The following is a 24053-nucleotide window of genomic DNA, read 5'->3' on the forward strand; positions in this document are numbered from 1 at the left end:
ACGAGCTGGAATGTCGCGATCGTGTCATAGCCGATCGCACTGAATTCCGGTGTGAGCGGGCGGATTTCGGGCAGGGTGCCCGGGGTTGGCCGTCCGCGCGCCGATCCCCGACCCGGTGTGAGCCGGGGGAGTTCCGAGAGTTTTTTCGCGGCTGCGTGGCGTTACCCGCGGCCGGTAGATGGAAGGCAGTGTTGCGATGACCAACCCCACTCCGGCGTGCGCGCAGATCGATCAGCTGGCGGCGCTGGTGGCGACGGTCGCGGCGATGGAACCGGCACGGACCGCCGTCGGATTCGACGGCACGTCGGTGTCCTACGCGGAGCTGGATACCCAGCTCACACTGATGGCGGAGCTCACCGGCGGGGCGCTCGATCCCGAGACGCTCGTCCAGGTCGTGCTCGCCGAGCTGTTCCCGGGAGTTGTCGACGCGGCCGAGGGCACCTTCGGACGGTTGCTGAACACGCTGGCCGCCGATGCGATGACCGTGCTCGGGATCGAGACGCCCGCCGCCGGGGCGACGCTGGTCGACCGGTTCGCCGAGCAACTGGCGCGCACTCCGGACCGGGTGGCGGTGCAGTTCGGTGACCAGACGCTGACCTATGCCGAATTCGATGCCAGGGTCCGGGTGCTGGCAGGTCGGTTGGCCGGGCTCGGCGTCGGCCCGGAGTCGCTGGTCGGGTTGGCGATGCGGCGCAGTGTCGAGTTGATCGTCGCCGTGCACGCGATCGTGCGGGCGGGCGGGGCGTACGTGCCGCTGGACCCGGATCATCCGGTGGACCGGCTGCACTATGTGCTCGAGGTGGCACGGCCCGTGGTGGTGGTGACGCGGGTGTGCGACGAACCGGATCTGGGTGGGGCGACGGTGTTGCGCACCGACGACATCGACTGGTCCGCGGTACCGGCCGAGCTCGCGGTGCATGCGCAGGCCGGAAACACGGCGTATGTCATCTTCACCTCCGGGTCGACCGGTCGGCCCAAGGGCGTCGCGGTGACCCACGGTGCGATCGTGGCGAACCTGGACTGGCGTCAGCGCAGCTATGCGATGACCGAAGACGACGTCGTGTTGCAGAAGACCCCGTACACCTTCGATGTGTCGGTGTGGGAGCTGTTCTGGCCCTTGCAGATCGGTGCCCGGCTGGTGGTCGCCGAGCCGGGCCGCCACGGTGACCCCGCCTACCTGGCCGACCTGATCGCCCGGCACAGCGTGACGGTGACCCACTTCGTGCCGTCCATGCTGGCCGCCTTCGTCGGTGAGCTCGCCGAGGCCGCGACGGTCGCGGATCTGTCGTCGTTGCGGATGGTGTTCGCCTCCGGTGAGGCATTGCCCGCCGCGACCGCCGCGCGCCTGCGCAAGCTCTCGGCGACGGCCCTGCACAACCTGTACGGGCCCACCGAGGCGGCGGTCGACGTCACCGCGCACGAGGTGACCGAGGCCGACGAGGTGTCGGTGCCGATCGGTGGGCCCGCGGACGATACCGGGTTGCTCGTGCTCGACGAGAACCTCGACCAGGTGCCCGCCGGGGTGGTCGGCGAGCTGTATCTGTCCGGTGTGCAGCTGGCCCGTGGCTACGTGGCCCGGCCCGGCCTGACTGCCGACCGGTTCGTCGCCAACCCCTACGGCGAGCCCGGTGAACGCATGTATCGCACGGGTGACCTCGTACGGCAGCTGCCCGGCGGTGCCGAGCTGGAATACCTGGGGCGCACGGACTTCCAGGTGAAGTTGCGTGGGTTGCGGATCGAACTCGGTGAGATCGAGGCCGTGCTCGCGGCGCACCCGCGCGTCGGCAATGCCGCGGTGGTGCTGCACCGGCACGCGGCCGGTGAGGCGCTGGTCGGGTATGTGGTGAGTGTCGACGGGGAGCCGCTCGACGAGGCCGAGCTGGTGGCGCATGCGAAGGCGTCGATGCCGGAATACATGGTGCCCTCGCTGCTGGTGCGGTTGCCCGCGATGCCGATCAATGCGAGCGGCAAGCTGGACCGGAAAGCATTGCCCGAGCCCGACTTCCGTGTGGCCGCTGCCGAGTTCCGTGCGCCTGTGACCGCGACCGAGCGGGCGGTGGCGGCGCTGTTCGCCGAACTGCTCGACGTGGAGTCCGTCGGGCTGGACGACGACTTCTTCCGGCTCGGTGGCAACTCACTGATCGCCACCCGCGCTATCGCCCGCCTGCACGCGAACCTCGGTGTGCGCGTGGATGTTCGCGACTTCTTCGACAGTCCCACTGTCGCGGTTCTCGCGTCGTTGATCGATGCGGGCTCTGCCGACGAGAGGCCGGCTCTAGTCGCGGGCCCTCGCCCCTCCGTGCTGCCCCTGTCGCCCGCGCAACAGCGCATGTGGTTCCTGAACCGCTTCGACCCGGCCACCGGCGCCTACAACATCCCGATCGCGGTCCGCCTCTCCGGTGCGCTCGACCATGTGGCCTTGCGTGCGGCCGTCCGCGACCTGATCGCCCGCCACGAAGTGCTGCGGACCGTCTACCCCGAGGTGGACGGGGTCGGGACGCAGCTGGTGCTCGATCCCGCCGAGGCTTACAAGCTGCTCGTCGCCGGGGACAGCGGGGGTGTCGGTGGCGAAGGTGTTGGTGCGGCGCTGTTGGAACCGATTGTTGTTGCGACGGACGAGCTGCGGGAGGTTATCGCCGGGGAAATCCTGCGCGGTTTCGATGTGACGGTGGCGCCGCCGGTTCGAGTGCGGTTGTTCGAGGTCGACGGGGATCACGTGCTGGTGCTCGTGGTGCACCACATCGCCGCCGACGGGTGGTCGGCGGGACCGCTCGTGCGAGACACGATGGCCGCGTATCACGCGCGGACCGGCGGGGCGGCGCCCGCGTGGGAACCGCTGGCGGTGCAGTACGCGGACTACACGCTGTGGCAGCGGGCGGTGCTGGGTGAGGAGGGCGATCCGGCTTCGCAGGCCGGGCGGGAGATCGCGTTCTGGCGGGCGGCGCTGGCCGGTCTGCCGGACGAGTCGGGGTTGCCGACGGATCGGCCGCGCCCGGCGACCGCCTCGATGCGTGGGCAGCGGGTCGAGTTCAGCCTCGACCCCGAGTTGGTCACGGCACTGAATTCTGTTGCCGCCGAACGCGGTGCGACGCTGTTCATGGTGCTGCACGCCGCGCTGTCGGTGCTCGTCGCCCGCCTGTCGGGTAACGCGGATGTGGCGATCGGCAGCCCGGTCGCCGGGCGCGGTGCCGCCGAACTCGACGATGTGATCGGCATGTTCGTCAACACCGCTGTGCTGCGCACCCAGGTGCGCGCCGGGGAACCGTTCACCGACCTGCTCGTCCGCGTCCGGGCCCACGACCTGGCTGCCTTCGAGCACACCACGCTTCCCTTCGAGCGGCTTGTCGAAGTGCTGGCGCCCGCTCGTTCGGCCGGTCGGCACCCTCTGTTCCAGGTGGCGTTGTCGCTGCAGAACCTGCCGGTGACCACCTTCGAACTGCCCGGCCTGCGGGCGAGCGCGGTCGACCTGCCCTACGACATCGAGAAGTTCGACCTGTCGGTGACATTGCGCGGCGCCGCAACCGATGGTCTGTCCGGCGAATTCTCCTACGCCACAGATCTGTTCGACGCGTCGACGGTCACCGCGATGGTGCGCCGTTTCATCGGTCTGCTCGCTGCGATCGCCGCCGCACCGCATACCTCGGTAGCAGATCTGCCGCTGCTGATCGATACCGAGCTCGCCGAACTCACCACCCGCAGCGGCGGTGTCGCCGAGCCCGCGCCCCTGTTGCCCGAAGTGCTGGCACGTGCCGCCGCCGACCCGGCCGCCGTCGCCATCCGTGACGGCGACCGCACTCTCACCTACGGCGAACTCGACGCCGCCTCCACCCGCATGGCCACCCGGCTGGCCGGCAACGGTGTTGGACCGGGTGATGTTGTCGCCGTGAGCATTCCGCGCTCGGCCGCGTCGGTGACCGCAGTGTGGGCCGTCATCAAGTCGGGCGCCGGCTTCCTCCCGGTCGACCCGAACTACCCGGCCGACCGCATCACCCACATGCTCGCCGACTCCGGCGCCGCCGCGGGCATCACCACCGACGAGCTCCGCGCCGACCTACCCGCCGCCGTGGACTGGCTGGTTGTCGACGTCGACGCCGTGCACACGGACACGCACACCGTTCCCGATGTCGCCGCGCCGGCCATCGACGGGCTCGGAGCGTCGGGTGATGCTCGTAGGCCGCATCCGCTCGACCCGGCCTATGTCATCTACACCTCCGGCACCACCGGTCTGCCCAAGGGCGTGGTGATTCCGCACGCGGCCGTCGCGGCCTACCTGCCGGTGCAGGCGGGACGGTATCGGGCTGCGGCGGACGCACGGGTCCTGCATGTGGCCTCGCCGTCGTTCGACATCTCGGTGGCCGAGCTGCTGCTCACCGTCAGCGCGGGGGCGACCATGGTCGTCGCGCCGAACGGGGTCTTCGGTGGGGCGGAGCTGGGTGAACTGTTGCGGATCGAGCGGGTGACCCATGTGGTCATCACGCCGTCGGCGCTCGCGACGGTCGATCCGGTGGGGCTCGACGATCTGCGGGTCGTCGTGGTGGGTGGAGAAGCATGTCCGGCGGAGCTGGTGGCACGGTGGACGGCGGCGATTCCGGGGCTGGAGTTCCGCAACGGGTACGGGCCGACCGAAACCACGATCGTCACCAATATCAGCGAACCACTCGGCGCCGCAACGCCGATCACCCTCGGCGAGCCCGTGGAGGGGACCACCGAATTGGTCCTCGACGAGCGGTTGCGCCCGGTGCCTGCCGGTGTCGTCGGTGAGCTCTACATCGCGGGCGCGCAGTTGGCGCGCGGCTACCATCGTCGACCCGCGTTGACGGCGAGCCGGTTCGTCACCAATCCGTACGGCGCGCCGGGGGAGCGGATGTACCGCACCGGTGACACCGTCCGCTGGGTGCGTCGCGGTGACTCCTACGATCTGGAATACCTGGGGCGCAACGACTTCCAGGTGAAGGTGCGTGGGTTCCGGATCGAACTCGGTGAGATCGACGCCGTCCTCGCCAAGCATCCGGCGGTGCGTTTCGCGGTCACGATCGGGCACCGCACCGAGGCTGGCGCGACCCTGCTGGTGTCCTATGTGGTGCCCGTCCCCGAGGCCGCCGTCGACACCTCGGAGTTGCTCGCGCATTCCGCCGCCCACCTGCCCGCGCACATGGTGCCCGCCACCATCATGACTCTGGACGAGGTGCCGCTGACCCCGGTCGGCAAACTGGATCGTTCGGCGCTGCCCGTCCCGGTATTCGAGGCCGCTGCCTACCGCGCGCCGACCACCCAGGCCGAACGGGTGGTCGCGGACGCGTTCGCCGAGGTCCTCGGCCTGGAACAGGTCGGTCGCGACGACGACTTCTTCGAGCTCGGCGGCAACTCGCTGCTCGCCACCCGCGTGATGGCCCGCATCGGCACCGACCTCGATATCCGCATCCCGGTGCGACAACTGTTCGACACCGCCTCCGTCCGCACCCTGGCCGACGCCGCCGACCGCCTGCGCGGCACCGGCGCAGGCCCGGCCCTCGTCGCGGGTGTGCGCCCCGACCCGCTGCCGCTGTCCCCGGCCCAGCAGCGCATGTGGTTCCTGAACCGCTTCGACCCCGGTTCCTCCGCCGACAACATCCCGATGGCCGTGCGCCTCACCGGCGAACTCGACGTGCCCGCCCTCCGCGCGGCCCTCATCGACGTTCTCGACCGACACGAGGTTCTGCGCACCCGCTACCCCGAACGCGACGGCCACGCGATCGCCGAAATCCTCCCCACCCCTGGCCTTCTCCCCGACATCCATCCTGAGGTCCTCCCCACCGACGACCTCCCCGACGCGATCCGCACCTTCGCCACGACCGGCTTCGACCTCACCACCGACGCCCCCCTCCGCATCGCCCTGTTCCGCGTGCGCGACACCGGGGAAGCACCGACCACCGGGCACGGTCCGATCGATACGTCAGCGCGCTCGGGCGAGGAACCGCTGCTTGTCGATCCCGCGAGTACCGGTGCGGCACTGCGAGTTACGGGTGTATCGACGGGCGTGCCTACGATGCTCGACGGGGACGCGCCCACCGACGACGGCGTGAGGTCCGGTGCGGCGCAGGGCGGTACGGTGGAGTTCACCGCGCAGGCGCTGCTTACTGCGCAGGAGCAGTTCGGCGGAGACGCATCGGCCGGTGTCGGTCGGATCCGCGGAGAAGCACGGGAAGCTGCTGTGTCGGTTGACGGTGCAGCGGAGTATGTGCTGGCTATCGTGCTGCATCACATTGCAGCGGACGGGTTCTCGTTCGGGCCGTTGATCCGCGATGTGCTCACCGCGTACGGGGCGCAGGCTGCAGGGGAGGCACCCGCGTGGGAGCCGCTGAGTGTGCAGTACGCCGACTACGCGGTGTGGCAGCATGCGGTGCTCGGCACCGCCGCCGACCCCGGATCGGTGGCTGCTCAGCAGCTTTCGTTCTGGCGTAAGACGCTGGACGGGCTGCCGGAGCAGTTGGAGTTGCCTGCCGACCGGCCGCGGCCTGCGGTCGCCTCGCGCAGGGGAGCGGTGCACACGGTCGAGTTCGAGGCCGAAACGCACCGTGCGTTGGCTGAATTCGCGCGGGCGCACGGGGTGACGGTGTTCATGGCCGTGCACGCGGTCTTCGCCGTGTTGTTGGCACGCTTGTCGGCGACCACCGATATCGCCATCGGTACGCCGGTGTCGGGACGTGGGCACCGCGCACTCGATGACCTGGTCGGCATGTTCGTCAACACCCTGGTGCTGCGCACCGAAGTGACCCCCGCGACGCCGTTCGCCGAGCTGGTCGCGCGGGTCCGTGACACCGATCTGGCGGCGTTCGGGCACGCCGATGTGCCGTTCGAGCGGCTCGTCGAGGCGCTCGATCCCGTGCGTTCCACGGCCCGCAACCCCCTGTTCCAGGTGATGCTGTCGCTGAACGAGGACACCACGCGCGAACTCGTCCTGCCCGGCCTGACGGTCGGTGGCGTCGACCTGCCGACCACCGTCGCCAAGTTCGACCTGGAACTCACCCTCACCGAACACCGCGACGAGAAGGGCGCTCCCACAGGACTTTCCGGTGCGTTCCTCTACGCCACCGATCTGTTCGACGCGGCAACCGTCGCCGGTTTCGCCACCCGCCTGCGTCGCGCTCTCACCAGCGCACTGACGGACCCCACGCGCCCGGTCGGCGACATCGACCTCCTCGACGACGCGGAACGCATGCAACTGCTCGCCACCGGGAACTGGGCTGCTGCGACCGGTTCGGCCCTGGTCACGCAGTCGACCGACCCGGCCGCGTGGGGCCCTGCCGCGGCCGACCCTGCCGCCCTGGCGGATTCCGATGCTGCTTCAGCCCTGGTAACGAATTTCGGCAACCACGCCGCCACCGGCCATGCCACCCCCGCGCCCGCCGCTACCGCCACCCTGGCATCGCTGTTCGCCGACCGGGTCGCCGCCTGTCCCGGCGCGACAGCTGTCATCGTCGATACCGAGCCAGTGGGAGTAGCACGTGGTGCGGATCATGCGGAGACAGCGGTGGCTCTCGATGAGCAGCCCGTCGCGCCGCGCAGCGTGAATCGCACTGCGACACCGAATGTTTCCGATGTCGGGCCCAGCCGGGTGGGCGGTGTGGAGACGTCGGACTTCCGCCACGTCGAGCGAGGTGGGGCAGAGTATGGCAGTGCTGGAACCGACAACGCTGTAGCGGTGAGCGGTCCGGTGTCGGTGCGGCTCACGTACGCCGAGTTCGGTGTGAGGGTCGCTCGGATGGCCCGGCACTTGATCGGCCTCGGTGCGGGGCCGGGTTCGCTGGTGGCGGTGGCGATGCGGCGTGGTGTCGATCAACTGGTCGCGGTGCACGCCGTGCTGGCGGCCGGGGCGGCGTATGTGCCGGTGGACCCGGATCATCCGGCTGACCGAACCGCGTATGTGCTCGCTCGGACGGCACCGGTGTGTGTGCTCACCGTCGCCGGAAGTGGTTTCGGCGTGGGTGATTCGGTGATCGAGGTGGACACTCTCGATCTGTCGGCACTGTCTGGCGATCCGATCGCCGACGAAGAGCGCTGTGCCCCACTGCGTCCCGAGAACCTCGCCTATGTGCTGTTCACCTCCGGCTCGACCGGTCGGCCCAAGGGTGTGGCGGTTCCGCACCGTGCGGTGGTCAACCAGCTGCGGTGGTTGCAGAGCGCCTATCCGCTCGGTGCCGACGACGTGGTGCTGCAGAAGACGCCGTTCACCTTCGACGCCTCCGTGTGGGAACTGTTGTGGCCCTTGCAAGTCGGTGCCCGACTGGTACTTGCCTCGCCCGACGGTCATCGCGATCCGGCGTACCTGGCCGCCGCAACTGCCCGGCACCGGGTGAGCGTGGTGCAGTACGTGCCGTCGGTGCTGACAGCTGTGATGGCGGAAACGGCCGGATCGGCAGGCGAACGGACAGCCCGCGCGCGCTCGGCGGTTTCCGGGTCGGCCGATCGGAGCAGCCATGTCACCGATGGGCAGCAGTCGCTGCGGTTGGTGTTCGCCGGTGGTGAGGCGCTGACCACCGAACTGGCGCGCACCGTCCGCGAACGCACCGGTGCCACTGTGGTGAACCTGTACGGGCCGACCGAAACCGCAATCCAGGTGACCACCCACCGGTTCGCCGACGATCAGGGTGCGACCGTGCCGATCGGTTCGCCTGTCGCCGAAACCTGCGTGTACGTGCTCGATTCACGCCTGCACCCGGTCCCGGCCGGTGTGCCCGGCGAACTGTACGTGGCCGGCGCCCAGCTCGCCGACGGCTACCACAGCCGCGCCGACCTCACCGCCGAGCGTTTCGTCGCGAACCCGTTCGGCACCGGCGAGCGCCTCTACCGCACCGGTGACCTCGTCACCTGGCGCACCACCTCCACCGGCCCTGCCCTGCACTACCTGGGCCGCACCGATTTCCAGGTGAAGCTGCGTGGCCTGCGTATCGAACCCGCCGAGATCGAAGCCGCCCTCACCACGGTCCCCGGCGTTCGCCGCGCGGTGGTCGTCGTCCGCTCGGACGACGGCAAGCCCGACCAGCTCGTCGCCTACATCGTCCGCGACAACACCGAAGCCGAACCCGTCGCGAATGCCCGACCAACCTCTGCGTCAGTCGGTGTCATCCCAGCCGGTGGTGCGCAATCGGCTTCCACCGCAGCCGGTGTCGTACCGGCCGGTGGTGCGCAATCGGCTTCGGCCGCAGGCGGCGCCGTGCCGACTGGCGGTGCGCAACCAGCCTCGACCGAGGCCGGTGTCGGTGGCACAGTCTCGGGCGCACCCAACCGTGACGCCTGCACTCCGGCGGATCTCGACGCCGCGGTCACCGCCACCCTGCCCGCCTACATGGTGCCCGGCGCCTACGTGTTCCTCGACGAATTGCCGCTCACCGCCTCCGGCAAGCTGGACCGCCGCGCACTGCCCGCCCCACAGGCGCGCCGCACCGGCTACCGGGAGCCCGCGACCACGACCGAACGCATCGTCGCCGCCACCTTCGCCGGCGTGCTCGAACTGGACCGGGTGGGCGCCGACGACGACTTCTTCCCGCTCGGCGGCAACTCCCTGCTGGCCACGCAGGTGGCGGCACGCCTCGGAGCCGCGCTCGACGCGCGTGTCGCGGTCCGTGAACTGTTCGAGGCGAGCACCGTCAGTGGCCTGGCGCAGCGGCTGGACACTCTGCGTGGCACCGGGACCAGGCGCGGACCGGTGGGTGGTACACGCCCGCAACGGATTCCGTTGTCACCCGCGCAGCAGCGGATGTGGTTCCTGCACCGCTTCGACCCGCACTCCGCCGCCTATCACATCCCCGTGGCCATCCGCCTCAGCGGCGAACTCGACGTCGCCGCCCTGCGCGGCGCCCTGGGCGACCTGGTCGCCCGCCACGAGACCCTGCGCACCACCTACCCCGAATTCGACGGTCAGGCAACGCAACTCGTGGGCGAACCGTTCGTTCCCGAGCTCACGGTCACCGACGTCACCGCCACCGACGTGCCCGGCGCCGTCGCGGAGGTGCTGTCGGGCGGTTTCGACATCACCGCCGAGGTGCCGGTGCGCGTCGCCCTGCTGCGCGCGGCGCCGACCGAGCACGTGCTGGTGCTCGTCGTGCACCACATCGCCGCCGACGGCTGGTCGATGGGCCCGCTCACCCGTGACCTGGTGGCCGCCTACGCCGCCCGCGCCACGGGCAGCGCACCGCAACTGCCGCCGCTCACCGTGCACTACGCCGATTACGCGCTGTGGCAGACCGAGGGGCTCGGCAGCGTCGACGACCCGGACGCACCGCTGGCCCGCCAGCTCGGCTACTGGCGGAACCGCCTGGCCGCGCTGCCCGATGTCCTCACCCTGCCGACGGACCGCCGCAGGCCGCTGATCGCGTCGAATCGCGGGGCCACCTTCGTCACCGCCTTCGACGCGCACCTGCACCGGGGGATCGAGGAATTGGCTCGGGCGCGCCGGGCGACCACGTTCATGGTGCTGCACGCGGGCCTCGCGGTGCTGTTGGCCAGGCTGTCGGCGGGGTCCGACATCGTGGTCGGCACCCCGGTGGCCGGGCGTGGTCATCGCGAACTCGACGACATCGTCGGCATGTTCGTCAACACGCTCGTCCTGCGCGCCGAGGTGCGCGGCGAAACCGGATTCGCCGACCTGCTCGACCAGATCCGCGCCGGTGACCTCGACGCCTTCGACAACGCCGACGTCCCGTTCGAAACCCTCGTCGACGCGGTGAACCCCGCACGCTCACAGGGCTATTCGCCGCTGTATCAGGTGTCGCTCGCCCTGCAGAATCAGCGGCGCGCCGCGTTCGAACTGCCCGGGCTCACCCTCTCGGGTCTCGAACTGCCGGACGCGCCGATCGAAGTCGACCTGGACTTCACCTTCGTCGACCGATTCGGCACCGACGGCGAGCCCGACGGTCTCGATCTCGAACTGCGCTATGCGACGGACCTTTTCGACGCCGACACCGTCGCGGCGATGGCCACCATGCTCGAGCTCGTGCTCCGCGCGGCCGTGCGGGCTCCGGCGACACCTGTCGGAGATCTGGAACTGCTCGCCGAACCCGCCCGCGCCGAGCTGGTGGCCGGCCCGCACGGTGAAGTGATTCCGCTCGACGAGAAACTGGCCGAGCTGGGCATCGGCGCGCCGCTGGCCGCCCGTCTGCTCGATGCGGCGGCCGCGCGCGATCCGCAGGCGATCGCCGCCGTTTTCGAGGGCACCGAGATCACCTACGGTGCGCTCGCGGCCAGAGCCAATCGGCTGGCGCGCAGACTGATCGGGTGCGGTGTCGGGCCGGAAACCCCGGTCGCCGTCGCTGTTCCGCGCGGGATCGAGCTGCTGGTCGTGCTGCACGGTGTGCTCGCCGCCGGCGGCGTGTACGTGCCGATCGACCCGGCCCAGCCCGCCGATCGCATCGGCCACGTACTGGCCACGGCGGCACCGCGATTGGTCGTCGCGGCCGAGGCGCGCGACCTCGATCACGTGGACGCGGGCATCCGGTCCGCCACCGCCTCGGTGCATTTCGCGGCCGCCTCGCGGTCCGGGTTCCCGGTGCTCACCGTCGCCCAGCTCGAGGACCCCGCACAGGTCCCGGTGCCCGACACCCCGGTCACCGATGCCGAACGCCTCGCACCGCTGCTGCCGGACCATCCGGCGTATGCCCTGTTCACCTCCGGTTCCACCGGTCTGCCCAAGGGTGTGCTCATCACCCACCGGGCAGTGGTGAACGAATTGTGCTGGCTGCGTGGCGAATACGCCTTGACCGCCGAGGATCGCCTGCTGCAGCGCGCCCCGCTCACCTTCGACGTGTCGCTGTGGGAACTGCTGGCCCCGGCGTTGCTCGGCGCCACCCTGGTGCTGCTGCGCCCCGGCGGTCACCTCGACCTCGCCTACCAGGCGCGGGTACTGCGCGAACAGCGCGTCACCGTGGTCGAGTTGGTGCCGTCGGTGCTGTCGGCGATGCTCGCCGAAGGGCTGGGCGATGCCCTGCGCGGCCTGCGCATGCTGCATGTGGGTGGTGAGGAACTGCCCGCCCCGCTCGCGGCGACGGTGCTGGCCACGCTGCCCGTCGAGCTGCACAACACCTACGGGCCGACCGAGGTGGCGATCACCAGCACCTTCCAGCAGATCACGGCACCGGTCGAACAGACCGAAATGCCCATCGGCAGGCCCACCTGGAATGTGCGCGCCTATGTCCTCGACGAGCGGCTGCACCCGGTGCCGACCGGTGTGACGGGTGAGCTGTACCTGGCGGGTGCCCAGCTGGCCCGTGGCTACCTGGGGCGGCCGGATCTGACCGCCGACCGTTTCGTCGCCGACCCGTTCGGCGCGCACGGTACCCGCATGTACCGCACCGGAGACCTGGTCCGCCGCGATCGCGACGGTGCCCTGATCTATCTGGGCCGCAACGACTTCCAGGTGAAGATCCGTGGTCTGCGGATCGAGCTGGGTGAGATCGAGGCGGCCCTCGGCGACGCACCCGGTGTCACGCATGCGACGGTTCTGCCCGCCACCGACGACGCGGGCCGTCAGTGCCTGGTCGGTTATGTGGCCGGTGCGGTCGACGCCGCGAATGTGCGCGATCATGTGGCGAGCCGGGTGCCCGCCTACATGGTTCCCACGCATTTCGTCGTGCTGGACACGGTGCCGCTGAACCCGGCGGGCAAGCTCGACCGTGCCGCGCTGCCCGCCGCCGATCTGTCGGTCACCACCGCCTACGTGGCGCCACGGCCCGGCACCCAGACCACGCTCGCCGAGGTGATCGCCGACCTGCTCGGAGTGGCCCGCATCGGTGCCGACGACGACTTCTTCGCCGTCGGCGGCAACTCGCTGCTGGCCATGCGGCTGGTCGCCCGCGCCAACGCGGCGCTCGGCAGCGCCCTCGACGTGCGCGACGTGTTCGAAGCACCGACCGTAGCCCGGCTGGCCGAACGCGCCACTACCGGCGAACAGCTGCCCCCGCTGGTTGCCGTGCACCCGCGCCCCGACCGAATCCCGTTGTCGCTGGCCCAGACTCGCCTCTGGCTGCTGAACCGCATCGACCCCGACTCGGCCGTCTACACCCTGCCCATCGCGCTGCGCCTCACCGGTGACCTCGACATCGCCGCCCTGTGGGCCGCCCTCGCCGACGTCCTCGCCCGCCACGAGTCCCTGCGCACCGTCTTCCCCGAAGACGCGGACGGCCCCACCCAGGTGGTCCTTCCGGTCGACCAGGCCCTGCCCGACGCGGTACTCGAAGAGGTCCCCGAGCCGGCCCTGACCGCCGCGGTCCGCGCCGTCGTCGGCGCAGGCTTCGACCTCACCACCCAGCCGCCTCTGCGCGCGGCACTCGTGCGCGTAGTCCACACACCGGCGAACGAACCGCCCGACCACGACCGTCTCGCCGGGCGGCCCGCTGATCGCTCTGGTGTCAGCCGCGGCGATGCCCTGCCGTATGGCGTCACCGATCATGGGGTCGCCGGGCAACCCGTTGGGGCGACCTCGACAGACGGTTCCGCGCGGGACCACGAGTATGTCTTCGTGCTGGCCGTGCACCACATCGCCGCCGACGGTGTGTCCATCACGCCGCTGGCGCGGGATCTGATCGCCGCGTATGCCGCGCGGACGGCGGGGGTCGCGCCGCGGTGGGAGCCGTTGCCGGTGCAGTACCCGGACTTCACGCTGTGGCAGCGTGAAGTCCTCGGTGAAGCCGAGGATCCGCAGTCGCGCCTGGCACGGCAGCTGGCGCACTGGCGTGACGAATTGGCCGGGCTGGCACCGGCTCTGGAGTTGGCGACGGATCGGCCGCGTCCCGCTGTGCGCGCCGGGGAGGGTGCCGCCGTCGGGTTCGATGTGCCCAGCGAGGTCGTCGCCGGGATCGAGGCACTGGCCCGCAGGCACAGGGTGTCTACGTTCATGGTGGTGCACGCGGCGTTCGCGGTGCTGCTGGCCCGGCACGGTGCGGGCGGCGATATCGCGATCGGCACTCCGGTCGCGGGACGGGCCGATGCGGCGCTCGACGACCTCGTCGGCATGTTCGTCAACACCCTGGTCCTGCGCACCCAGGTGGACGCGGGAGCGGCGTTCGCCGACCTGCTCGCCACCGTGCGTGCGACCGATCTGAGGGCCTTCGCGCACGCGGACCTGCCGTTCGAACGGCTCGTCGACGAACTCAACCCGGTGCGCTCCACCTCGTACGCCCCGATCGTGCAGGTGATGCTCGCCTTCGAGCACCGCGACGACACCACCGTCGAACTCCCGGGCCTGCGGATCGACGAATTCGCGCTGCCCGCCGCGACCACGCAGTTCGACCTGTCGCTCGCCGTCAACGAAATCGCCGGTGCCAGTGGTGAACCGGGGATGCGCGGGTGGCTGCGGTACGCCACCGACCTGTTCGACGCCGAGACCGTCGCCGCCTTCGGCGCGCGGTTCGTCCGGGTGCTGCGCGCCGTGGTCGCGGACGACACGGCGATCGTCGGTGAGATCGACCTGCTCGACGACACCGACCGGGCCCAGCTCGCGGCCTGGAACTCCACCCACGCACCTCTGGACACCGACGCCACGCTTGTATCGCTGTTCGCCGAACAGGCCCTTCGCACCCCGAATGCCATCGCCCTCGAATTCGAGGGGCAGCGAATCACCTACGGCGAGTTCGCTGGTCGTGTGGCCCGTCTCGCGCGCCGGCTGATCGCAGAGCGGGTGGGACCCGGCGCCATCGTGGGTGTGGGACTGCGGCGCGGAATCGATCTGCTCGTCGCGCTCTACGCGGTGCAGGCGGCGGGTGCGGCGTACCTGCCGCTCGACCCCGACCACCCGGCCGACCGGATCGCCGATGTGCTCGCCACCGCGGCACCGGTCTGCGTTCTGGCCGCATCCGGCTTCCCCGAAACCGGTACGCGCACCATCGATCCCGGCGGACTCGACCTCGACGGTTTCGACGCACATCCGGTGACCGATGCCGAGCGTCTCCGCCCGTTGCGCGGCGCCGATCTGGCGTACGTGCTGTTCACGTCCGGATCGACCGGGAAGCCGAAGGGTGTGGCGGTGAGCCACACCGCCATCGTCAACCGTCTGGTCTGGATGCAGAACACCTACGGGCTCACACCGGCCGACACCGTGTTGCAGAAGACGCCGATCACCTTCGACGTGTCGGTGTGGGAACTGTTCTGGCCCTTGCAGATCGGCGCCACCCTGGTGATCGCCCGCCCCGACGGGCACCGCGACCCCGTCTACCTGGCCGAGGTCATCACCCGCACCGGAGTGGGTGTGGCGCACTTCGTTCCGTCGATGCTGGCCGCGTTCCTCGCCGAACGCCGCTCCGCCGACTGCGCGTCGCTGCGCCAGGTCTTCGCCTCCGGTGAGGCACTGCCCGCCGCCGATGCGCAGCGCCTGCGCGCCCTGATTCCCGGTGTGGCCGTGCACAACCTGTACGGCCCGACCGAAGCCGCCGTCGACGTCACCTTCCACGAGGTCACCGACGCCGACACCGTGACCGTGCCGATCGGGGCACCTGTCGCCAACACCGCCCTGCACGTCCTCGACGCCCGCCTGCGCCCCGTGCCCGTCGGCACACCCGGCGAGCTCTACCTCGCCGGTGTGCAACTGGCCCGTGGCTACCTCGGCCGCCCGGACCTGTCGGCCGATCGCTTCGTCGCCAACCCCTACGGCGCACCCGGCGAACGCATGTACCGCACCGGCGACCTCGTCGTACGCACTCGCACGGGCGAACTGGAATACCTGGGCCGCACCGACTTCCAGGTGAAGCTGCGCGGTCTGCGCATCGAACTCGGCGAGATCGAGGCCGTGCTCGGCGGCATCGACACTGTCGACCGCGCTGTGGTGACCGTCCGGGACGACGGCACCGGCCCCTACCTCACCGCCTACCTGGTCCCGTCGCGCGAACAGCACCCGACGGCCTCGGCTGCAGCGCGCGGCCAGGAGGCGCCCGGACGGACGCCCCGCGCCGGCCTCGCCTACGCCGGTGCGGATAGGTCAGGGGACGCGAGTGGTGAGAGCGCAGGCATCGTCGCTGCGACCCGTGCCGGAAATTCGCCGGCAGGGGTGGGTGCGCAGGTTGGTTCGCGCCCTGCCGGTTCGTCCGGGAACACGTCGGCCGACGACGACATCGCTCCCGACATCGACCTCGCGGGCGTGAAAGCCCGGCTGCGGGAGTCGCTTCCGGCCTATATGGTGCCGAGCGCGTTCGTGATCCTTGAGTCACTGCCGGTGAACGCCTCAGGCAAGCTCGATCGCCGGGCGCTGCCCGCCCCCGAGCTGGCCGCGCGCGAGTTCCGTGCTCCCGCAACGGCAACGGAGGTGCTGGTGGCCGGGATCGTCCGGGAGGTACTCGGGATCGACAAGGTCGGTGCCGACGACGACTTCTTCGATCTCGGTGGCAACTCACTGATCGCCACCCGGGTCGCGGCGCGGCTCGGGGCAGCGCTGGACCGGCAGGTGCCGGTGGCCCGCATCTTCGAGGCGCCGGTCGTGGCCGCGCTGGCCACCGCGCTCGATACCGAGGCGGGCGCGGCCCGGCTCGCACTGACGGCGGGGGAGCGGCCCGCCGTGGTCCCGCTTTCGCCTGCCCAGCAGCGCATGTGGTTCCTCAACCGGTTCGACCCGGACTCGGTGGGCTACAACGTGCCCATCGCTGTCCGGCTGCGCGGCGTACTCGACACCGACGCGCTCGCGGCCGCCGTCGACGACCTTGTCGACCGGCACGAAGTGCTGCGCACCTACTACCCGGAGACCGCCGACGGCCCGGTGCAGCGCATCCTGTCGGCAGCCGAGGCCGGTGTCGCGCTGGAGATCCGCGACATCACCCCGGACGAGGTGGCCGGTGCGGTGACGATGCTGGCCGCGACCACCTTCGACGTGACCGCCGGGGTGCCGTGGCGGGTCGTGCTGTACCGCCTCGATGCCGACGACGCGGTGCTGGCCCTGGTCGTGCACCATATCAGCGCCGACGGGTCGTCGGTGCCGCCGCTGGTGCGCGACCTGATGACCGCTTACCTCGCCCGCCGCGACGGCACCGCCCCCGCGTGGGCGCCACTGCCGGTGCAGTACGCGGACTACGCGCTGTGGCAGCGGGCGGTGCTCGGCGACGAGACCGACCCCACCTCGGTGGCCGCCCGCCAGCTCGACTTCTGGCGCACCGAACTCGCCGGTGTGCTCGACGAACTCGCGCTGCCCCTCGACCGGCCACGCCCGGCCGTGCGAACCCTGACCGGTGGCACCGTGCCGGTCACCCTCGACGCCGCCACCCACGCCAGGCTCGCCGAACTGGCTCGCGAGTGCGGTGCGACGCTGTTCATGGTGGTGCACACCGCCTTCGCCGCTCTCCTCGGACGGCTGTCGAACAGCACCGACGTGACCGTCGGGACCCCGGTCGCCGGACGCGGTGAGGCCGCGCTCGAAGATCTCGTCGGCATGTTCGTGAACACACTGGTGTTCCGCACCCGGCTGCGGTCGGGAGAATCGTTCCGCCAGTTGCTGATCCGACAGCGCGCCACCGATCTAGCCGTATTCGCCAATGCCGATGTGCCGTTCGAACGGCTCGTGGAGGTGCTCGACCCGGCGCGTTCCACCGCCCGGCATCCCCTGTTCCAGGTGGGCTTCTCCTTCCAGAACTTCGAGCGCGCCGAACTCGAACTGCCCGGCATCACCGTGTCGGGCCTGGACACCGACGGGGAGCTGTCGCAGTTCGATCTGCACCTGATCGTCAGCGACGACTACACGAACGACGGCGCCGCAGCGGGTGTTTCGGGCGTACTCACCTACGCCACCGACGTGTTCGATGCCGAGACCGCCGCCGCCGTCGTCACCCGCCTGGAACGGCTGCTCACCGCCGTCGCTGCGGCACCGCAGACACCCGTGGACACCATCGACGTGCTCGATGCCGAGGAGCGCACCCGCATCCTCGACCACTGGAACGACACCGACCACGAGATCGACCGCACGGCAACCCTTCTCGCGCCGTACCGTCGCCGGGTCGCCGTGCGCCCCGACGCGACGGCCCTGATCTTCGAGGGCGAACACCTCACCTACGGCGAGCTCGACGCCCGCGTCAACCGCCTGGCCCGCCACCTCATCACCGACGGCGTCGGCCCCGACGCCCTGGTCGCCCTGGCCATGCGCCGCTCGGTCGACCTGGTCGTCGCCATGTACGCGGTCCTCACCGCAGGCGCCGCCTACGTCCCGATCGACCCCGACCACCCCACCGACCGCATCACCCAGATCCTCACCACCGCCCGTCCCCACATGGTCCTCACGACCAGCCGCGACCGCTTCGACATCGGCGCCATCGCCTCGGCGACGGAGCCGGCCTCGTCCGCGTCGCCCAGTTCGGGTGCCGTCGGTGCCGAGGCGAATTCGTCCGCCTCGGTGCAGGCGGGCGCTGCGCCGGCGAGGTCGTCGGATTCAGCGACGGTCGCGCCCTCGGGCGCAAACGCAGCCGAGACCGCCGCGCCTCTGGACGTGGCTATGGCGAGGGGAGCGATGTCGTCGGCAGGTGCGGCGGGGATTCCCATCGTTCGCATCGACCGGCTCAGCCTGGATCATTACCCGGCAAACACCGTCGGTGACGCGGAACGGCGTGCGCCGCTGCGGGATTCGAACCTGGCCTATGTCCTGTTCACCTCCGGCTCGACCGGTCGGCCCAAGGGTGTGGCGATGAGTCATGCCGGCGTACGCAATCAGGTGGCGTGGATGATCGAGCAGTACCGGCTCGGGGCAGGGGATGTGTACCTGCAGAAGTCGGCCGCGACCTTCGATCTGTCGGTGTGGGGCTACTTCGTGCCGCTCGCGGCGGGGGCAACGCTCGTGCTGGCCGCGCCCGACGGGCATCGTGACCCGCTGTATCTCGCGGAACTGGTCGCGCGGCAGCGCATCACGGTGGCGGACTTCGTGCCGTCGATGCTGAGTATGTTCGCCGCGCACGCGGAAGCCGAGCAGCTCAGGAGCTTGCGCCTGGTGCTCGCCATCGGTGAGGCGCTCACCCCGGATACGGTCGCCGCCTTCCGGGCGAAATCCGGTGCGGCACTGCACAACCTGTACGGACCGACCGAAGCGGCCGTTTCGGTGACCGCCTGGCCCGCCGACGACGCGACCGGGCCGACCGTGCCGATCGGGGTGCCCGAATGGAACACCCGCGTCTACGTGCTCGACGACCGGCTGCGCCCCGTCGCACCGGGTGTGGCGGGCGAGCTGTACCTCGCGGGCGACCAGCTGGCCCGCGGCTACCTCGGCCGCCCGGACCTGACCGCCGACCGGTTCGTCGCCGACCCGTTCACCGCGCCCGGCGAGCGCATGTACCGCACGGGCGACCTCGTGCGCTGGACCCGCGACGGTGTGCTCGTCTACCTCGACCGGCGCGACTTCCAGGTGAAATTCCGTGGTCAGCGCATCGAGCTCGGTGACATCGAAGCGGCGCTGCGGGCCGTGCCCGGCGTGCGTCAGGCCGCGGCCGTCGTGTCGCCGAGCCCGACGGGCGACCGCCTCGTCGGTTACGCGGTGCCGCAGCCGGGCGCCGAGCTGGACCCGGCGTTCCTGCGCACAGCCGTCGGGGGTGCCCTGCCGTCGTACATGGTTCCGTCGGTCGTCGTGGTGCTGGATGCCTTCCCGCTCAACACCTCCGGCAAGCTCGACCGGGCCGCCCTGCCGACACCGGAGTTCGTGGCCCGCCCGTTCCGCGCCCCGATCGCCCCGGTGCAGCGGGCCGTGGCCCAGGTGTTCGCCGAAGTGCTCGGCCGCGAGCAGGTTGGTCTCGACGACGACTTCTTCGAACTCGGCGGCAACTCGCTCGTCGCCACCCGCGTCGCCGCCCGCCTCGGCGCGGCACTGTCCACCCGGGTGCCGGTGCGCACCCTGTTCGAGGCGACCACCGTCGCCGCACTGGCCGAGCTGCTCGCCGGCCACGTGGGCAGCGGCGCGGGCACCGCACTGGTGGCCGCTCCACGCCCGCAACGGATCCCGCTGTCGGCCGCACAGCAACGCATGTGGCTGCTCAACCGCCTCGATCCGGAATCGGCCGCCTACAACATCCCGATCGCGGTGCGGCTCACCGGCAGCGTCGACGCCGACGCCCTGGCCGCCGCCGTCACCGATGTGCTCGAGCGGCACGAGGTGCTGCGCACCGCCTACCCGGCTGTCGACGGCATCGGCCATCAGGCGGTGTGGGAGTTCGTACCCGCCCCGGTGGTGGAAACCGTCGATCCGATCGCGGTGCCGTCGATCGTGGCCGCCGAGATCGGCAGGGGATTCGACGTCACCGTCGCCCCGCCCGTGCGGGTGCGCGTATTGCGCTGCGCCGCCGACGAAGTGGTGCTGGTCGTGGTGATCCACCACATCAGCGCCGACGGCTTCTCCGCCGGACCGCTGCTGCGCGACACCACCACCGCCTACCTGGCACGTCGCGTGGGCACCGCACCGGACTGGACACCGCTGGCGATCCAGTACGCCGACTACACCCTGTGGCAGCGCTCCGTGCTCGGCGACGAGCGCGACCCCGAATCCCTGGCCGCCCGTCAGGTGCGGTTCTGGCGCACCGAACTCGACGGGCTCGCACCGCTGCTCGAACTGCCTACCGACCGGCCCCGTCCCGCCGTTGCCTCCCAGCGCGGCGCCAGCGTGGAAACGGCTGTTCCGAAAGAAGTCTGGCAGCGTGTCACAACAGTGGCGCGGCGGGCGGACGCGAGTGAGTTCATGGTCGCGCACGCGGCCCTGGCCGTACTGCTGGCCAGGCTCAGCGGGTCGGCCGACATCGCCATCGGCACCCCCGTCGCCGGACGCGGTGCTGCCGCGCTCGACGACCTGGTCGGCATGTTCGTCAACACCCTCGTCCTGCGCACCGGTGTCGATCCGGCCGCCTCCTTCACCGCGCTGCTGAAGGACGCCAGGCGGGTCGACCTCGACGCGTTCGACAATGCCGATGTGCCCTTCGAACGCCTGGTCGACGTACTCGACCCGGTTCGTTCGGCCGGACACAGCCCCGTGTTCCAGGTGATGCTCGCCTTCCAGAACCTGGGAGCCACACCCACCGAGGTAGTGCTGCCGGATCTCACCGTCACCACCCTCGACGCCGACGCCGCGGTCGCCAAGTTCGACCTCGACCTCGTCCTGTCGGGCACCGACGACGGCCGCTGCTCGGTGCGGCTCACCTACGCCACCGACCTGTTCGACGCCACCACCGCGCACCGGATGGCCGAGGCGTACGTGCGGATCCTCGACGCTGTCACCACCGACCCGGACATCGCCGTCGGCGATATCGACCTGCTCACCGAGGCCGACCACCGAATGCTCGAAAGCTGGTGCGAAACCGATCATCCGCTCGCACCGGAGACGTTGGTCGACGGCTTCTACCGGCAGGTCGCCGCGACCCCCGCGGCCATCGCATTCGTCGACGACACGACCACCCTCACCTATGGCGAATTCGCGAACCGGGTGAACCGGCTCGCCCGGTACCTCCTCACGCTCGGCGTCAGCCCCGACACCGCCGTGGCGGTGGAGGCGCGCCGTTCGACGGACCTGCTGGTCGGGCTGTACGCGGTGATCGTCGCCGGTGGCACCTATGTGCCGATCGACCCCGACCATCCGGCCGAACGCATCGCCCGCGTCCTCGACATCGCCCGTCCCGCCTGCCTTCTCACCACCTCGCGCGACCGGGCCGACCTGCCGACCCCGCTGGGCCGGGGAATCGACGTGGTCGTGCTCGACGAGATCGAGACGGCAGAACTCTCCGGGCAACCCGTCGACGACGCCGAACGCACCCACCCGCTGCGCCCCGAACACACCGCGTACGTGATCTTCACCTCCGGATCCACCGGCCTGCCCAAGGGCGTCGGAGTGCCGCACCGCGCGATCGTCAACCAACTCGACTGGATGGCACAGGAATTCGGATTCACCGCCGATGACACGGTGCTGCACAAGACGCCGACCACCTTCGACGCCTCGATCTGGGAACTGTTCCTCGGCCCCCGCGTCGGCGCCCGCACCGTCATCGCCCGCCCCGGCGGCCACGGCGACCCGGCCTACCTGGCGGACCTCATCACCGAACACCGCATCGACACAGCGCAATTCGCGCCGACCCTGTTGGCCGCCTACCTCGCGCAGATCGACGGCGGAGTAGAGGTCGGCTCGCTGCGGCGGATCTTCGCCGGTGGTGAAGCGCTGCCCGCCGCACTCGCCCAGCAGGTGCGAGCGGTGACCGGGGCCGAGGTAGTGAACCTCTACGGGCCCACCGAGACCGCCGTGCAGGTGAGCACCCATGTCGTCACCGACGACGACACTGTCACGGTGCCGATCGGCACACCGGTGTGGAACACCGGGCTGTACGTACTCGATGCCCGACTGCGTCCGGTGCCGCCGGGGGTGGTCGGTGAGCTGTACGTCGGCGGCGCCCAACTCGCCCACGGCTACGTGGGGGCAGGCGCGCTGACGGCCGAACGGTTCGTTCCCGATCCGTTCGCACCGGCGGGTTCCCGCATGTACCGCACCGGTGACCTCGTTCGCTTGCGCGGCGAAAGGGCCGCATTGGAATACGTGGGTCGCTCCGACCTGCAGGTGAAGCTCAACGGCCAGCGCATCGAGCTCGGTGAGGTCGAAGCCGTGTTGGCACGGCAACCGGGTGTCGCGCAGGCCGCGGCTGCCGTGGTGCCGGGTACGGGCGCCGACCGGCTCGTCGGGTACGTCGTTCCCGCACGGGGGCGAAGCTCCGTCGGCTCGTCCGAGGACGTCACCACTCCCGGAACTATTGTCGTTCAGAGCGTCTCGGTGCTCGACACAGCGGCGCTCCGATCGGTGCTGGCCGACGAACTGCCCGGTTACCTCGTGCCGTCGGTAATCGTCGAACTCGACGAGTTCCCGGTGAACACCTCGGGCAAGCTCGATCGCGGCGCCCTACCGGTCCCGAGCCTGCGCCAGGCCACCTATCGGGCACCCGTGACCGAGACCGAACAGCGGGTCGCCGCCGAATTCGCCAGGGTCCTCGACCTGGACCGAATCGGCATGGACGACAACTTCTTCGACCTCGGCGGCAACTCCCTCACCGCAGTCCAGCTGGCCTCGCGTCTGAGCGAAACCCTCGGCACCCCGGTGCCGGTGGCCTGGTTCTTCACCGACCCGACCCCGGCCGTCGTCGTCGAACGCTTGCGCGGCGACGACGCGCAAGCCGACGCCTTCGCCGTCCTGCTGCCGCTGCGCACCGGCGGCACCGGGGCACCGCTGTTCTGCATCCATCCCGTCGGCGGCCTGTCCTGGTCGTTCGCCGGCCTGACCCGCCACCTCGACCCGCAACGCCCCGTCTACGGTCTGCAATCACCCGCGCTGACCGCCGACGAACCGCTGCCCGACAGCATCGACGCCTGGGCGCGCCGCTACATCGACGCCATCCGGTCGGTGCAGCCCGAAGGGCCGTACCACCTGCTCGGCTGGTCGCTCGGCGGTTTGCTCGCGCACGCGGTCGCCACCGGCCTGCGAGCCGAGGGCGAACAGGTCGCGCGACTGGCCATGATGGACAGCTGGCTCGGCGACGGACCCGAGCAGACCCCGGCCCCGACGGTCGGCGACCTGCTCGGCGGCCTGGCGGGCGAGGACCTCGACTTCGGCATCGACGGCCTCACCGCCGCCGCCGCGAACCTCGGCGGACCGCTCGCCGGACTCGACCGCGCCCGCATCGCCCGCATCATCGACGCCGCACAGGCCTCGATGAGCATGGTCGACGACTACCGTCCCCGCCGCTTCGACGGTGACCTCGTCTACTTCGCGGCCACCGTCGACGACCCGACCGGCACACACGGAGCGGCCACCTGGGCGCCGGTCGTCGACGGCGCCGTGATCTGTCACCGCATCGAGGCCACCCACTGGGCGATGGCGAACGAGCACGCGCTCGCCCGCATCGCGCAGGTCCTCGACGCACCCGGCCGTGGTGAACCGGCGCCGCGGCCACGGGCGACGACGAGGGTCGATGCACGCGCGGGGGCGGGCGGCGCATAGAATCGCTGAGCCGGCCGTCGTGCCTGCAGCCTGCTCCCCGCGGCAGGCATCCGCGCACGTCGCCAGCCCCCTGTTTTCGAGAGGTCGAGAAAAGCATGCCAGTACAGCCGTC

General features: G+C 70.6%; 1 protein-coding gene. It reads left to right on the forward strand.

Translation table 11 applies throughout. The features are described 5' to 3' along the window. Window positions 1-196 precede the first annotated feature (196 nt). Window positions 197-23941 carry a non-ribosomal peptide synthase/polyketide synthase gene (locus AB0I19_RS06595; protein WP_357145401.1) on the forward strand — a complete coding sequence of 7915 codons (23745 nt, stop codon included), beginning with the start codon at window positions 197-199 and terminating at the stop codon, window positions 23939-23941. The last annotated feature ends 112 nt before the right edge of the window (window positions 23942-24053 follow it).

Origin of the sequence: Nocardia sp. NPDC050413 (genome assembly GCF_040655475.1) — a bacterium.
In the GTDB taxonomy this organism is placed as follows: Bacteria; Actinomycetota; Actinomycetes; order Mycobacteriales; family Mycobacteriaceae; genus Nocardia; species Nocardia coubleae.